14 protein-coding genes are annotated in these 14,317 nt (G+C 67.7%); 9 read left to right on the top strand and 5 right to left on the bottom strand.

Annotation, left to right across the window (positions count from 1 at the left end; translation table 11 throughout):
• Nucleotides 1-1,021: 1,021 nt before the first annotated feature.
• A complete protein-coding gene (locus VIM54_RS01845; protein ID WP_331898682.1) occupies nucleotides 1,022-1,477 on the top strand; it encodes a hypothetical protein in 456 nt (151 codons plus the stop codon).
• A gap of 385 nt (nucleotides 1,478-1,862) precedes the next feature.
• On the opposite strand, the gene efeB is transcribed toward VIM54_RS01845, so the two are convergent.
• From efeB to efeU, 3 genes are read right to left on the bottom strand one after another with little or no spacing between them, the layout of a single operon-like run.
• A complete protein-coding gene (gene efeB, locus VIM54_RS01850; protein ID WP_331898684.1) occupies nucleotides 1,863-3,110 on the bottom strand; it encodes an iron uptake transporter deferrochelatase/peroxidase subunit in 1,248 nt (415 codons plus the stop codon).
• A gap of 17 nt (nucleotides 3,111-3,127) precedes the next feature.
• Nucleotides 3,128-4,333 (bottom strand): iron uptake system protein EfeO, encoded by a 1,206-nt coding sequence (gene efeO, locus VIM54_RS01855; protein ID WP_331898685.1) that lies wholly within the window; start codon nucleotides 4,331-4,333, stop codon nucleotides 3,128-3,130.
• The gene (gene efeU / locus VIM54_RS01860; protein ID WP_331898687.1) at nucleotides 4,330-5,190 is read right to left on the bottom strand and encodes an iron uptake transporter permease EfeU; all 861 of its coding nucleotides are present in this window, start codon (nucleotides 5,188-5,190) and stop codon (nucleotides 4,330-4,332) included. Before efeU ends, efeO begins: the two co-directional genes overlap by 4 nt.
• 89 nt (nucleotides 5,191-5,279) lie before the next feature.
• Here efeU and VIM54_RS01865 point away from each other — a divergent pair, with 89 nt between their 5' ends.
• The 4 genes from VIM54_RS01865 to VIM54_RS01880 all read left to right on the top strand — a co-directional run bounded on the left by VIM54_RS01865 (nucleotide 5,280) and on the right by VIM54_RS01880 (nucleotide 9,282).
• On the top strand, nucleotides 5,280-6,476 hold the full coding sequence (locus VIM54_RS01865; protein WP_331898689.1) for a PIG-L family deacetylase: 1,197 nt from the start codon (nucleotides 5,280-5,282) through the stop codon (nucleotides 6,474-6,476).
• Nucleotides 6,473-6,799 carry a ferredoxin gene (fdxA, locus tag VIM54_RS01870; protein ID WP_331898691.1) on the top strand — a complete coding sequence of 109 codons (327 nt, stop codon included), beginning with the start codon at nucleotides 6,473-6,475 and terminating at the stop codon, nucleotides 6,797-6,799. Before VIM54_RS01865 ends, fdxA begins: the two co-directional genes overlap by 4 nt.
• Complete coding sequence (gene dapC, locus VIM54_RS01875) at nucleotides 6,800-7,909, top strand: succinyldiaminopimelate transaminase (protein ID WP_331898693.1); 1,110 nt, start codon at nucleotides 6,800-6,802, stop codon at nucleotides 7,907-7,909.
• Between the two features lie 74 nt (nucleotides 7,910-7,983).
• The gene (locus tag VIM54_RS01880; protein WP_331898695.1) at nucleotides 7,984-9,282 is read left to right on the top strand and encodes a citrate synthase; all 1,299 of its coding nucleotides are present in this window, start codon (nucleotides 7,984-7,986) and stop codon (nucleotides 9,280-9,282) included.
• A 215-nt stretch (nucleotides 9,283-9,497) separates the two neighbouring features.
• Here the strand turns inward: VIM54_RS01880 and dapD are convergent, their stop codons facing one another.
• On the bottom strand, nucleotides 9,498-10,442 hold the full coding sequence (dapD, locus tag VIM54_RS01885) for a 2,3,4,5-tetrahydropyridine-2,6-dicarboxylate N-succinyltransferase (RefSeq protein ID WP_331898697.1): 945 nt from the start codon (nucleotides 10,440-10,442) through the stop codon (nucleotides 9,498-9,500).
• A gap of 41 nt (nucleotides 10,443-10,483) precedes the next feature.
• Between dapD and dapE the strand changes: the two genes are divergently transcribed.
• The 3 genes from dapE (at nucleotide 10,484) to VIM54_RS01900 (ending at nucleotide 13,054) form a co-directional block, all read left to right on the top strand.
• Entirely contained in the window at nucleotides 10,484-11,575 is a 1,092-nt protein-coding gene (gene dapE, locus VIM54_RS01890) for a succinyl-diaminopimelate desuccinylase (protein WP_331898698.1), read from the top strand.
• Nucleotides 11,576-11,601: 26 nt separating this feature from the next.
• Nucleotides 11,602-12,783, top strand: coding sequence for a hypothetical protein (locus VIM54_RS01895; RefSeq protein ID WP_331898700.1), 1,182 nt, complete (start codon nucleotides 11,602-11,604; stop codon nucleotides 12,781-12,783).
• Nucleotides 12,784-12,874: 91 nt separating this feature from the next.
• The gene (locus VIM54_RS01900; protein ID WP_331898702.1) at nucleotides 12,875-13,054 is read left to right on the top strand and encodes a DUF3117 domain-containing protein; all 180 of its coding nucleotides are present in this window, start codon (nucleotides 12,875-12,877) and stop codon (nucleotides 13,052-13,054) included.
• Between the two features lie 69 nt (nucleotides 13,055-13,123).
• Here the strand turns inward: VIM54_RS01900 and VIM54_RS01905 are convergent, their stop codons facing one another.
• Nucleotides 13,124-13,753 (bottom strand): O-methyltransferase, encoded by a 630-nt coding sequence (locus VIM54_RS01905; RefSeq protein ID WP_331898704.1) that lies wholly within the window; start codon nucleotides 13,751-13,753, stop codon nucleotides 13,124-13,126.
• Nucleotides 13,754-13,865: 112 nt separating this feature from the next.
• On the opposite strand from VIM54_RS01905, the gene VIM54_RS01910 reads away from it, so the two are divergent.
• A complete protein-coding gene (locus VIM54_RS01910; RefSeq protein WP_331898705.1) occupies nucleotides 13,866-14,228 on the top strand; it encodes a sec-independent translocase in 363 nt (120 codons plus the stop codon).
• Nucleotides 14,229-14,317: the final 89 nt, after the last annotated feature.

Genomic DNA, 14,317 nt, shown 5'->3' on the forward strand with positions numbered 1-14,317 from the left:
CCCATCAGGGTGTGCGCCTTTTGCGTGAACTGACAGCGATCAAGATGAGCCCTGCGCCAGATAACGGTGCTGAGATATGCAGTGCTCCACCAAACGCCTGCCGCTATTTTCCACCCCATGGGTACACGGCAATTACAAACGCATTTCGGTCATCCGCGTACAGGGTAGCGCCGGCCTTGAGTTGCACAATCGTCACTACGCCATTGATCTGAACTTTGAAAAGCTGACCTTGCCCCGCACAATTCGAGAGGGAACTAAGGTGTCCCGGCGAGGGACGAACAAGTGGCGAGAAGCTTCCGCACGCAGCGTTGGCAGCTTGCGGGGGTGCGACCTGAGTGAGGCCGACTCCCCCAAGTATTGCAAGTCCGGTCGCTACAGCTAAATACACTCGTCGGTGAATCGGTCTAATCTGCGCAACCATAGTCCTAGCTTCCTTTTGTTAATTCCTCGAATTTCTAACGTAGCTGGACCCTATGGCCCACAACGCTGGCCCGCAAGTAGGAATACATGTGAATAGAAATGCTGAACCCTCCGAAGCGAAGCGTGGGCATGTCGGACAAATGTCGACCACGGTCTGAACTAAGTTCGCGGTCGCTCGCGAGTAACACGTTCTTCCCGGGCGGAGGAGATGATAATTGGTTCTTCCAAGGCGAACTCAGCGACCCGGGCGTTCAGTCGTGGTTCAACATGATGGGCGGTCTCTCAGTGTCGAATTGGTCCTGTTGAAGCGTCAGTCGGGCGAATTCGTCCTGTTGAAAATGACCCGCGGCAGAAGCAGGTCAGCCGAATAGAGCGGCCCCCACGTAGCTGCCCTGCGTGGCCCCCGGCGGCACCGCGAAGATACCGGATCCGACGTGGCGGAGGACGAGTGCGTGGAGGTAACGCCCGAGTTCGTGCGCATCCGCAAGGTGGAGCTCGACGCGAGCGCCCGCCAGCGCAAGACCTCGCGCCTCAAGAAGCAGAACGCGTAACCCGGAACCCTGACTGTCGGAGTTCTTCGTGCGGCCCTAAGCTTGGCCGCATGAAGAGCTCCGTCAGGCGTTTAACCGTCCCCCTGGCCATCGGCCTCGCCGTGCTCGCCGGTCCGGCGATGCTGACCGGGTGTTCGATCCAGAACCTCGTTCACAATGCCACGGGGGGCAAGGTTGACCTCGGCGGCAAGGAGATCCCCAAGGACTTCCCGTCCGAGGTGCCGATCGCCAAGGGCGAGGTGCTCTATGGGCTCTCCGTCGGCGACAGCGACGGCAAGGTGTGGAACCTCACCATCACGGTCGCCGGCGCCTCGTCATTCGATGACATCGCCAAGCAGCTTACCGACGCCGGCTTCACATCGGATGGCGCGGTGCAGGGCAGCACGGCCGACGGCGGCACCGGTGTCTTCGCGAGCGACAAGTTCGGGGTGATCGCCGCGGTGACCAAGGACGGCAAGAACGGTTGGGTCGCCAACTACACGGTGTCGACGGTCAAGGGCAAGTAGCTCAGTCCTATCGGTTGAGCGGCGACGCCAGGCGAAGTCTGTCGCATGGAGGCGTGGAGCGCCGTCGCCATCGCCGCCCCGACGGCGTAGCGGAGGCGCCCGCCCGCGGTCCGGTCCGGTGCTGCATCCTGCTGCCGCATCCCGTCCCCGCCCCGAAAACGCAGGAGATTCGGTCCGAAATGGGGCATTTGGTGCCGATTACAGCGATTTTGGGAAGAAACTCCTGCGTTTTCGGGGCGGGCCGGGCGGCGGATGCGGCAGCACGCGAGCCGGAGCGCGTACGTGCTTTTCGCCAGTCTGGTCGCTACGACACGTTCGACACCATGACCGCCAGATGACATCCCGGACGCCAACTACACGGTGTCGACGGTCAAGGGCAAGTAGCTCAGTCTCCGAAGAGGGTCTGCCCGACGTAGCCGCCGCTGCCCGCGCCGGGCGGCACGGCGAAGATGCCGGAGCCCACGTGGCGGATGTACTCGTTCATCTGGTCGTTCTTCGCGAGGCGGAGTTGGATGGGCACGAATTGGGTGCGCGGATCCCGCTGGAAGGCGATGAAGAACAGGCCGGCGTTGAGTCGACCGAGGTCGTCGTTGCCGTCGACGAAGTTGTAGCCGCGGCGAAGCAGAACCGCGCCGTCGTTCTGTTTCGGGTGGGACACGCGCACGTGGGCCCCCGCGTCGATCGCGGCTGCGCCGTCCGCCTTCTTCGCGAAGTCCGGCTCGGTGAACTCCGATCCGCCGCTCAACGGTGCGCCCTCACCCTTTGACCGGCCGATCACGCGCTCCTGCTCGCGCAGGGCCGTGCGGTCCCAGGTCTCGATCGTCATCCGGATCTTGCGGGACACGAGGTACGAGCCGCCGGTCATCCAGGCGGCGGAATCGCCGCTCGGAACCCACACGTGGTCGGTGACCTGGGCGGTGTCCTCCGCCTTGACGTTAGCCGTGCCGTCCTTGAAGCCGAAGAGGTTGCGCGGGGTCACCTGGGCCCGCGTCGTCGACGAGGTGCGCCCGAAGCCGAGCTGCGACCAACGGATGGATGCCCGCCCGAACGCGATCCTCGAGAGGTTGCGGATGGCGTGCACCGCCACCTGCGGATCGTCGCTGCAGGCCTGGATGCAGAGGTCACCACCCACGAGTTCGTCGATCAGGGCGTCGCCAGGGAAGTGCGGGAGGTCGATCAGGGCTGCCGGGCGCCTGTCCGCGAGGCCGAATCGGTGGTCAAAGAGGGTCGGACCGAAACCGAACGTGATCGTGAGACCGGCCGGGGGCAGGTCAAGTGCCTCTCCCGTGTCGTCGGGCGGTGCGTCGTACGGGCCGTCGATCGCCCCGTCGCCAACCGGCTTTCCCGCGGTCATCCGTGCGGCAGCGGCCGACCAGTCCTTCAGGAGCGACACCAGCTCCGCACGGGAGATGTCTGACACGTCGTAGGCGGCGAAGTGCAGGCGGTCCTGAGCGGCCGTCGTAACGCCCGCCTGGTGCTCTCCATAGAAGGGGTAGGTCGTCGCGGGCGCCGACCCGGTCACTCCGGCGGGGATCACGAAGCGGTCGATGGCGAACCCCGCGCCCGCACCGACCACGCCGGCCCCCGCGAGGCCGAGCAGGCCGCGCCGGGACAGTCCGCTGTTCCCTGTCATCCGCCGATCTCCGCCGATCAACCGACGACGACGGAGGTGAGGCGCGAGAGCGGCTCGCTCAGCGCGTTGACGCCGTCGGCCAGGGCCTTCACCTGCGCTTTCGTGAGCTCGTCGTATGGCGTGAAGCCCGTCGAGAGGGAGCCGTAGGCGGCGAGCTGCTTTTCGAGCGAGTCGAACTGCCCGTCGATGCGCTTCGCGAGGGAGGCGTTCTTCGCCACGACGATGTCCCGAACTCCCTCGTATGCCACGCGGGCGCCCTCGAGGTTGGCCTGGAAGTCCGAGAGGTCGGTGTGCGACCAGATCTCCTCCTCGCCGGTGATCTTGCCGTTCGCCACCTCGTCGAGCAGGCCGATGGCTCCGTTGCTGATCGCGTCCGCGGTGAGGGTGTAGCCGGAGGCATTGACGGCGGACCAGAGCTCGGCCGTGTCCGTCTCGAGCTTCCCGGCGAAGGTCGCACGCTCGCCGGCGGTGAGGGCGGTGTACGGCGTGCCGTCGTTGTCTGCGGCCGCCGGCGGCCAGAGGTCCTTCTCGATGCGGTGCCAGCCGGTCCAGGTGTCGCCCTCGGCGACATCGGCCTCGCGGAAGTCGATCTCCGGGTCGAGGTCGCCGAACGACTCGGCGACCGGTTCGATGCGCTCGTAATACGCACGAGTGGAGGCGTAGAGCGAGCGCGCCGTGGCGTCGTCCCCCGCACGGTACGCGTCGAGGAATGCGGTGGTGGCCGGCACGAGTCGAGACACCTGGTCCCGCACGTATGACACGTACTCGGCCGCCGCGGCCTGCGCCCTGGTCTTCTCCTCGCCGGTGCGCTGGACGCTCGCGGAGGAGGAGGTCACGGTGAACTCGGCCTTGCCGACGCCCCCACCGTTCATGCCGGGCTTGCAGCTGGTGAAGTACTTTCCGGGCTCGAGCTTGACGGTGAGCGTGCGCGGAGCGCCCGGTGCCACGTTCTCCACCTCGCCCACGATGCGCTTGCCGTCTGCGGCGAGCAGGTAGAACTCGGTGGCCTTGTCGGCCGAGTTGGTGACCGTGAATTCGACGGTGCCGCTCGGCGCCGTCGACTTCGACACGACGCAGGTCGTCGCGGTGCTCTCGACGGCGATCGACGTCGCGCCGCCGGTGGTCGCGGTGTTCGGGACACAGGCAGAGAGCGCAAGCAGTGCCGCCGCTCCCGTCGCGATGGTGAGGGTCACGCGGCCGAAACGGGGACTGCGGGAAATCATCGAACTCCTTCGGTGGCGAGCTGGGCGCTGCCGGGGGTTGCGGTGGAGCCGGGCCGGACTCGGCGGTTCGACAGGATGAAGACCGCGAGCACCGGCATGATGTAGAGCACCCAGACGATCGCCTCGAGCCAGGTGGTGGCCGGGGAGAAGTTGACGGTGCCCTTGAGGAGCGTGCCGTACCAGCTGCTCGGCGGAATCGCCGCGCTCACGTCGAACGCGAGGGAGTTGAGCCCGGGCAGGATGCCGGCCTCCTGCAGGTCGTGCACCCCGTAGGAGAGCACCCCGGCCGCCACCACGATGAGGAAGAGGCCGGTGTACGTGAAGAACCTGGCGAGGTTGATTCGCACGACGCCGCGGTAGATGAGGTAGCCGAGCACGATGGCCAGCGCGATGCCCAGCGCGGCCCCGACGAGGGGGAGGGTGGTGGCCCCCGTGGCCTGAACGGCGGCCCAGATGAACAGCGCGGTCTCGATCCCCTCGCGTCCCACGGCGAGAAACGCGACGAGCACGAGTCCCCAGCCGGCGCCGGCGAGGTGCCTGTCGACATCTGCCTTGAGATGTCCGCTCAGGCTTCTCGCCGTCTTGAGCATCCAGAAGATCATCCACGTGACGAAACCGGTGGCGATGATGGACAGGACACCGCCGATGGTCTCCTGCGCCTCGAAGCTCAGCCCGTAGGCACCGAAGGTGAGGACGGCGCCGATGACGAGCGAGAACAGCACCGCGAGCCCCACGCCGAGCCAGATTCGGGGCAGCACGTCGTGGCGCCGGATTTTGATGACGTAGGCGATGAGGATGCCGACCACGAGGGCCGCCTCGAGGCCTTCACGCAGGCCGATCAGGAAGTTTGCGAGCACTGGTTCGTTTCTGAGAGTCGGTCGGGGCAAGGTTGGTAAGGCTTACCTTACTCGAATGACTCTAGAGGTTGCGGCCTATCCTGTGCAATGTGCAGCAAAACCTCAGCGAGTCGGTGCAGGAGCGCGTGCTCTTCGTGCACGCGCATCCCGACGACGAAACCATCTCCACCGGCGGCACGATCGCGACCCTCGTGAATCGGGGTGCGGCGGTCACCGTCGTCACCTGCACGCGCGGCGAGCGGGGGGAAGTGATCCCGCCCGACCTGCGCCACCTCGAGGGGGCGCCGGCGGAACTCGCGGCGCACCGTTCGGCGGAGCTCGCCGCCGCCCTCGCCGTGCTCGGTGTCACCGATCACCGCTACCTCGGCGCCGCCGGCGCGCGCTGGGTCGACCTGCCTCCCCGGGTCTATACCGATTCGGGCATGCGCTGGGGCGCCGATGGTGCGGAGGCGGCCGAGACGATCGACGACGACTCGCTCTGCGCCGCGCCGTTCGGCGAGGTCGCGGCGGACCTCGCGACCGTGATCGACGCGGTGCAGCCGACCGCGGTGGTCAGCTACGACGCTCGCGGCGGCTACGGGCATCCCGACCACGTGCGCGCCCACGAGGCGGCCCGTCGGGCCGCCGAGGTGATGGGGGTGCCGTTCTTCGCGATCCAGCCCGATGGGTCGCCGGCGCCCGCGACCGTGCGCGTCGACGTGAGCGACGCGCTCACCCAGAAGGCGGATGCCCTGCGCGCCCACCGCACGCAGGTCACGGTGGAGGGCGACCGGTACTCGCTCTCGAGCGGACCGAGCCGTCCGATCGCCGCCGAGGAGTCCTACGCGATCGTGCGCCCCGACCGGTCGGGCACCGTCGCCTGGAAGGACCAGGGCTTCGGCATCCACCTCTTCGCCTGGATCATCGCCCTCATCGTCGGCGCTGCGGTGGGCGGCATCTCCACGGTCAACCACCAGGCCACGGTCTCGGTGGGCGGCCTCACCATCGGCATCGGCATCATCGCCACCCTGATGATCACCGCCGCCCTTCTCGTGGGGCTGCGGCTCGTGTTCGGCGGTCGCCTCGTCTCCGGAATCGCGGCGTTCGGCCAGCTCGCGGTGATCGGTGCGCTCTCCCTCACCGGCAGTGGCGGCTCCATCCTCGTGCCCGCGAATGCGGCGGGCTACCTGCTCACCTACGGCCCAGCCGTCATCGCCCTCGTGGTGCTCGCCTGGCCGTCGGTCGGCACCTTCCGCCGCGATAAGATTGCAGTCAGGCTCGAACCGAAGGGAACGCCCTCACCGTGACATACGTCATAGCCCTCCCGTGCGTGGATGTGAAAGACCGTGCGTGCATCGACGAGTGTCCGGTCGACTGCATCTACGAGGGCGACCGGATGCTGTACATCCACCCGGACGAGTGCGTCGACTGCGGCGCGTGCGAACCCGTGTGCCCCGTCGAGGCCATCTACTACGAAGACGACGTGCCTGAGCAGTGGGCCGAGTACTACACGGCGAACGTCGAGTTCTTCGACGAGGTCGGCTCGCCGGGCGGCGCGGCCAAGGTCGGCGTGATCCACAAGGACCACCCGATCGTCTCCGCCCTTCCGCCCCAGGCCGTCGGGGTCTGAGTGCCGCTCCGGCTTCCCGACTACCCCTGGGACTCGCTCGAACCGTTCGCCGAGAGGGCGCGCGCGCATCCCGGCGGCATCGTCGACCTCTCGGTGGGGTCGCCAGTAGACCCGACGCCCGCGATCATCCGCGAGTCGCTCGCCGTCGCGACCGACGCACACGCCTACCCGCTCACGGCGGGAACACCGGCGCTGCGCGAGGCGATCGTCGAGTGGTTCGCCCGTCGCCGCGGCGTCGACGACCTCACGGTGGCGAACGTGCTGCCGACCATCGGTTCGAAGGAGTTCATCGCCGGACTGCCGCTCTGGCTCGGGCTCGGCGAGGGCGACGTCGTCGTGCAGCCGAACCTGGCCTACCCGACCTATGCGGTCGGGGCCGCCCTCGCCGGCGCGACGGTCTTGTCGAGCGACTACCCGGCGGAGTGGCCGGAGAACACCAGGCTCATCTGGGTGAACAGCCCGGGCAACCCCAACGGGCGCGTGCTCGGCGTCGAGGAGCTCGCGGCGGCCGTCGCCCGGGCGCGGGAGCTCGGCGCGGTCATCGCGAGCGACGAGTGCTACGCCGAACTCGGCTGGGACGACGAATTCGCCGAGCGCGCGACACCGAGCATCCTCGACCCTGCCGTGATCCACGGCGACCGCAGTTCGGTGCTGTGCGTCTACTCGCTGAGCAAGCAGTCCAACCTGGCCGGCTACCGTGCCGGATTCGTTGCCGGCTGCAGCCGCATCCTCGGCGAGCTCCTCGCGGTGCGCAAGCACCTCGGCACGGTTCCCCCCGCGCCAATCCAGGCGGCCATGATCACGGCCCTCGGGGACGACCGGAATGTGCGCGAACAGAAGGACCGGTACCGGGTGCGTCGGGCGAGGCTCTCCGCCGCGCTCGAGGCCGCCGGGTACCAGATCGACGACAGCCGTGGTGGCCTCTACCTCTGGGCGACCAGGGGCGACGACGCGTGGCAGACGGTGGCCGACCTCGCCGACCTCGGCATCCTCGTGGTGCCGGGTACCTTCTACGGGGAGGCGGATGCCGTGCACGTTCGCGTCGCGCTCACCGCCACCGACGAGGCGATCGGCACGGCCGTCGAACGTTTGGCTGCCCTCTCCAAGTAGCGGTTCCCTCCAAGTAAAAGGCGCATTCCTTGGTGGATGCGACGGTCGACCTCCCGGCCAATTAGGCTGTATGCGTGAACGACGCTGCCAACGACAACGCCGCTAAGGCAACCCTGCACTTTCCGGGGGGAACCGCGGATTTTCCCATACTGAGAAGCGTTGATGGCGCGTCGAGCATCGACATCTCGTCCTTCACCAGGCAGACCGGGTACACGGCCCTCGACCAGGGCTTCGTGAACACCGCCGCCACGAAGAGCGCGATCACGTACATCGACGGCGACCAGGGCATCCTGCGCTATCGCGGCTACGGCATCGAAGACATCGCCGCCAATTCGACCTATCTCGAGGTGGCCTGGCTGCTCATCTACGGCAACCTGCCGTCGCCGTCGGAGCTCGAGGCCTTCGAGGAGCGGGTCAGGCGCCACACCCTCCTGCACGAGGACCTGCGTCGCTTCTTCGACGCGCTTCCGCACAACGCGCATCCGATGTCCGTGCTCTCGAGCGCCGTGTCTGCTCTGTCCATGTACTACGAGGACTCGCTGAGCGTGCACGATCCGGAGCAGGTCGAGCTCTCCACCATCCGGCTGCTCGCCAAGTTGCCGGTGATCGCGGCGTACGCGCACAAGAAGAGCCTCGGCCAGGCCTTCCTCTACCCGGACAACTCGCTGAGCTTCACCGACAACTTCCTCAAGCTCAACTTCGGCAACATGGCCGAGCCGTACGAGGTCAACCCCGTCGTCTCCCGGGCGCTCGAGCGGCTGCTGATCCTGCACGAAGACCACGAGCAGAACGCGTCGACATCTACGGTGCGACTCGTCGGATCCACCGAGGTCAACATGTTCGCCTCCATCTCGGCCGGGATCAATGCGCTGTACGGCCCGCTGCATGGCGGGGCGAACGAGGCGGTTCTCAAGATGCTCGGCGAGATCAAGGCGAGCGGCGAGAGCGTGGAGAAGTTCGTCGAGCGGGTCAAGAACAAGGAAGACGGCGTCCGCCTGATGGGCTTCGGCCATCGCGTGTACAAGAACTTCGACCCGCGCGCCAAGCTCGTGAAGGAGAGCGCGGACGAGGTACTCAAGGCCCTCGGCGTGCAGGATGACCTGCTCGACATCGCGAAGGAACTCGAGGCCGTCGCGCTCGCCGATGACTATTTCATCGAACGCAAGCTCTACCCCAACGTGGACTTCTACACCGGCGTGATCTACAAGGCGATGGGATTCCCGCCGCGTATGTTCACGGTGCTCTTCGCGATCGGGCGGCTGCCCGGGTGGATCGCGCACTGGCGCGAGATGAACGAGGATCCGGCCACCAAGATCGGCCGCCCGCAGCAGCTATACACCGGCGCGCCGGCGCGCAATTGGCCCGCGCGCTAGGACGGCTCTGCGCGCTGCGGCCACCGCGCTGCCGTGCCGCGACCGGGGCCATTGCGCGCAACCGGGGCCGACGTGCTGGCCCCGATTGCCCGAATTGGCCCTGGTTGAGCGGGCGTGGTGCGTGTGCGGCGGCGGAGGGAGGCGTAACCCCCGCCGCGAGGTGCTGCCAAGTGCCGCGAGGTGCTGCCAAGTGCCGCGAGGCGCGACCGGCCGGGCTAGGTGTGCAGCGCCGAGTTGAGCTCGATGCCGTTGCCGGAGCGGGCAAGAACCTCGACCGCCCCGGTGACCGAGTTGCGGCGGAAGAGGAGGCCGGCCACGCCGGAGAGCTCCGCCGCCTTCACGACGCGTGGTTCGGCATCCGCGCCGCCGAGCAGCGCGACCTTCGTGCCGGCGGTCACGTAGAGCCCGGCCTCGACCACCGAGTCGTCGCCGATGGAGATGCCGATGCCCGAGTTGGCGCCGAGAAGCGCCCGTTCGCCGACCTCGACCCGCCGCGTGCCGCCGCCGGACAGGGTGCCCATGATGGATGCGCCGCCGCCGATGTCCGACCCGTCGCCGATCACGACGCCCTGCGACACGCGTCCCTCGATCATGGAGGTGCCGAGCGTGCCGGCGTTGAAGTTGACGAAGCCCTCGTGCATGACGGTCGTGCCGGGGGAGAGGTGCGCTCCGAGCCGCACGCGGGAGGCGTCGGCGATGCGCACGCGGGCGGGGGAGACGTAGTCCAGCAGCCGGGGGAACTTGTCGATGCCCGTCGCGGCGATGCCCTGACGCTGCAGCATCGGCCGCAACCGGTCGAAGTCGTGCGGATGCACCGGCCCGGCATTGGTCCACACGACGATCGGCAGCTGCCCGAAGATGCCGTCGAGGTTGATCGTGTTCGGTCGCACGAGCAGGTGGCTGAGCAGGTGCAGCCGGAGGTACGCATCCGGGGTGGATGCCGGGGCCGCGTCGAGATCGATCTGCACCGTGACGAAGTCCACCCGCACGTTGCGGCGATCGTCGGCCCCGGTGAGAGCCTCGAGGTCGGCGGGGGCGATGTATGGGTCGCGCCCGGCCGGGAGCTCGCCGAGCGTGGGGGAGGGGAACCAGGTGTCGAGCACCGTTCCGTCGCCGGCGATGGTCGCGAGTCCGTAGCCCCAGGCTGCTCGTTGAGTCATGGTCCAAGGTTAGCGATCCGACTGCGGATAAACTGACGCGCATGCCTGATGCCTATCCGACGCCCGCGCTCGACCTCGCCGCACCCTCGATCGACATCACGCGGCAACTGTGCGATATCGAATCCGTGTCCGGAAACGAGGCATCGATCGCCGACGCGATCGTGGCATCCCTCTCCGGGCTTGACCACCTCGAGGTGACCAGGGACGGCGACGCCATCGTCGCCCGCACCACACTGGGGCGGGACAAGCGGGTGGTGATCGCCGGCCACATCGACACGGTTCCCGTGAACCACAACCTGCCGACGCGCTTCGAGACGTTCGATGGGGTCGACTATCTCTGGGGGCGTGGCACCGTCGACATGAAGGCCGGTGTGGCCGTGCAGCTCAAGCTCGCCGTGGAACTCGTTGACCCCACCGTGGACATCACCTGGATCTGGTACGACCACGAGGAGGTCTCCGCCGACCTCAACGGCCTCGGTCGGCTCGCCGACCATCGCCCGGACCTGCTCGCGGGCGACTTCGCGATCCTCGGCGAGCCCACCAACTCCACGGTGGAGGGCGGCTGCAACGGCAACCTCCGCGTCGAGCTGCGCACGTTTGGCACCCGCGCGCACTCCGCCCGGGCGTGGGTCGGCCACAACGCCATCCACGACGCGACGTCGATCCTCGACGTGCTCGCCGCCTACGAGCCGCGTGAGGTCGAGGTGGATGGCCTGGTCTATCGCGAGGGCCTCAACGCCGTCGGCATCTCCGGCGGGGTGGCCGGCAACGTCATCCCGGACGAGTGCATGGTGCACGTGAACTACCGGTTCGCGCCGAGCCGCTCGGGCGCGGAGGCCGTCGACCACCTGCGCGAGCTCTTCCCCGGAATCGACCTCACCGTGGTGGACCTCGCGGAGGGGGCACGCCCCGGGCTCGACGCACCGCTCGCGAAGGACTTCCTCGCCGCGGTCGGCGGCACGGCCACCCCCAAGTACGGCTGGACGGATGTCGCCCGCTTCTCGGCCATCGGCATTCCGGCCGTCAACTACGGGCCGGGCGACCCCATCAAGGCGCACGCGGATGACGAGCGCGTCGCACTCGAGCAGATCACGGAGTGCGAACGGGGACTGCGGGCGTGGCTCACCGCCTGATACCGGCGCTGCCCATCCCGGTCGTCGTGAGATACCGCCTCACGCCGTGGTGGGTGCGTGTGCTCGCGGTCTGGCTCTTCTCCCGCGTGGTCACGACCGTGCTGATGCTGCTCTTCGCGAGCTGGCAGGAGAAGAACCCGTGGACGGGACCCCGCCCGGGCCTCCTCGCCTTCTCGCAGCTCTGGGACAGCGTCTGGTACCACATCGTGGCGGTGAGCGGCTATCCGAGCGTGCTGCCGCGCGGCGCCGATGGCCACGTGACCGAGAACGCGTGGGCCTTCCTTCCGGCCTACCCCGCGGTCTCCCGCCTCGTGATGACCGTCACCGGACTGCCGTGGGAGCCCGTGTCGGTATTCCTGTCCGTCGCGTTCTCCCTCGGCGCAGCGCTGATGGCCTACAAGCTCTTCCGGCTCGTTCTGCCAGCCGAGACCTCGCTCTTCGCGGTGACGCTCTTCTGCTTCGCCCCGCTGTCGCCCATCTTCCAGGTGGCATACGCGGAATCCATGCACGTCTTCCTGCTCGCCCTCGCCCTGTATCTGCTGTTGCGGCGTCACTACGGGCTGCTCTTTCCCGTGGTCGCCGCCATGGCCCTCACCCGGCCGAGCGGGCTCGCCTTCGCCCTTGCGCTCGGCCTGCACATCGTGCACCGCTTCGTCACGCGGGCGCGTGATCCGTTCCCGCTCGCGGACGGCATCATGGCCTCCTCCCTCGCTCTCTTCAGCCTCGTCATGGGAATCGCCTGGCCGCTCGTGGCGTGGGCGGTGACCGGCTCCGCCTCCGCCTACACCGATACCGAGCTGGCCTGGCGGGTGCCGTACATCGGCTACACCGAGCTCATGCCCTTCGCCGCCTGGATCCAGGGCGCGCAATTTTGGGGAGCGCAATGGGGGATCGGCCTCTTTGCCGTGCCGCTGTTGTTCCTCGCGGTGGGTTTCTTCGTGGTCTTCCTGTTCATCCCGCCCGTGCGCCGGCTCGGCGTCGACCTGCGATTCTGGTCGGCGGGCTATGCGGTGTACCTGCTCGCCGTGTTCTTCCCGCAGTCGAGCACCTTCCGGCTGCTGGTGCCACTGTTCCCGCTGCTCGGGGCGGTGGCCCAGCCGCGATCCCCGGTCTATCGCGTGGCGATCGTCGCCCTCTGCGTCGCCGGGCAGGTCGGCTGGTTGTACGCCTGCTGGTGGGTCAACGGCTACGACTGGACCCCGCCGTAAAGTGACACGGGGTGCGGTGAAAATGGCTCGTTTTCGTGGTTAGCGCCGGTGTACGGGATAATGGAAGTCATTCCACGAAAGGGGATCACTCATGGCAGCCATGAAGCCGAGGACCGGAGACGGGCCAATGGAGGCTGTTAAGGAGGGTCGTCTCATCATCGTGCGCGTGCCGCTCGAAGGTGGGGGGCGCCTAGTCGTTTCAGTCAACGACGCCGAGGCCAGGGAACTCCACGACGCTCTCGCGGGAGTCGTCGCCGCGGCCAGTAGTTAGTTCGGTTCCACAGGGGACATCGTCGCCGCAGCCACAGGCTGCGGCGACGTCTGCTGTCCGCGGCGTGCCCTAGGCGAGTTTGGTGACCTGGAGCAGCCCGTCGCCCACCGCGGAGAGCGCGCTGATCACCGCGTCCGACTCGGCGATGATCGCCAGCAGCGACCGGTAGCCGGTGACGGTGTCGTCACGCTGGGCCGGATCGGCGACTCGGCCGCGCCAGAGCGCGTGGGCCACGAGCACGGTGCCGCCGGCACGCACGAGCCGCAGGCCGTGTTCGACGTACTGGATGACGTGCTGCGGGTCGGCGTCGACCAGGACGATGTCGTATGACTGTTCGTTCATCCTGGGCAGCACGTCGAGGGCCCGGCCGGCGATCATGCGGATGCGGTTGGCCGAGACGCCGGCGTCGATGAAGGACTTGCGGGCCGACTGCTGGTAGTCGAGTTCGAAGTCGATCGAGGTGAGGGTGGCCTGCGGAGCGCCGGCGAAGAGCCAGAGCCCGCTCACGCCCACCCCGGTGCCGATCTCGATGATGCGGGTCGCGGCGGTCGCCGCCGCGACGACCGCGATCTGGGCGCCCATCGCCGGGCTGACCGGGTCGATTCCCAGCTCGATCGAGTTGAGGCGTGCCTGCGCGATCGCCGGGCTCTCGACGACGATCTCCTCGGCGAATTTCCAGCTCGACTCTTTGTCTGCCACGTGCACTCCTTATTCCACCCCAGCGTAGGCGAGGCTCGCGCCGCCGAGGGTTAGCCCGCTCAGCGCGTCAGACTTCGCAACACGCAGCCCTCGCCGGGGTTAGGCTGAACGGGTGTTCGGCCTCACCTTCGACAAGCTGCTCGTGATCGGCGTGATCGCCGTCTTCGTGCTGGGTCCTGAGCGCCTGCCGCACTATGCATCGCAGCTCGCCAGACTGGTGCGCAACCTGCGCCAGATGGCCGACGGTGCGAAGGACCGCTTACGGGACGAGATGGGCCCGGAGTTCGACGACGTCGACTGGAAGAAACTCGACCCGCGACAGTACGACCCGCGCCGCATCATCCGCGAGGCCCTCATCGATGACGATCCGAAACCGGTGTCGGTCGTGCGGCCGGCCGGCGAGTCCGCCTACGTCAAGCGCCAACGACTGGCCGCGGAAGGCGAAGCCACCCCCTTCGACAACGAAGCGACCTGAGGCAGGAGATGACCGATCTCGATGGCGCCGTGGTGCTCGTGGTGGGCGCCGGCGGTGGGATCGGGTCTCGCGTCTCGGCCTTCATCGCC

Origin of the sequence: Lacisediminihabitans sp., from assembly GCF_036569425.1 — a bacterium.
In the GTDB taxonomy this organism is placed as follows: Bacteria; Actinomycetota; Actinomycetes; order Actinomycetales; family Microbacteriaceae; genus Lacisediminihabitans.

What these genes read in the sequence shown, in the direction of transcription:
- dapE (WP_331898698.1), top strand. Translation starts at nt 10,484, where the DNA reads ATGCCTGATGCCTATCCGACGCCCGCGCTCGACCTCGCCGCACCCTCG.
- VIM54_RS01845 (WP_331898682.1), top strand. Translation starts at nt 1,022, where the DNA reads ATGAAGAGCTCCGTCAGGCGTTTAACCGTCCCCCTGGCCATCGGCCTC.
- efeB (WP_331898684.1), bottom strand. Translation starts at nt 3,110, where the DNA reads ATGACAGGGAACAGCGGACTGTCCCGGCGCGGCCTGCTCGGCCTCGCG.
- efeO (WP_331898685.1), bottom strand. Translation starts at nt 4,333, where the DNA reads ATGATTTCCCGCAGTCCCCGTTTCGGCCGCGTGACCCTCACCATCGCG.
- VIM54_RS01900 (WP_331898702.1), top strand. Translation starts at nt 12,875, where the DNA reads ATGGCAGCCATGAAGCCGAGGACCGGAGACGGGCCAATGGAGGCTGTT.
- dapD (WP_331898697.1), bottom strand. Translation starts at nt 10,442, where the DNA reads ATGACTCAACGAGCAGCCTGGGGCTACGGACTCGCGACCATCGCCGGC.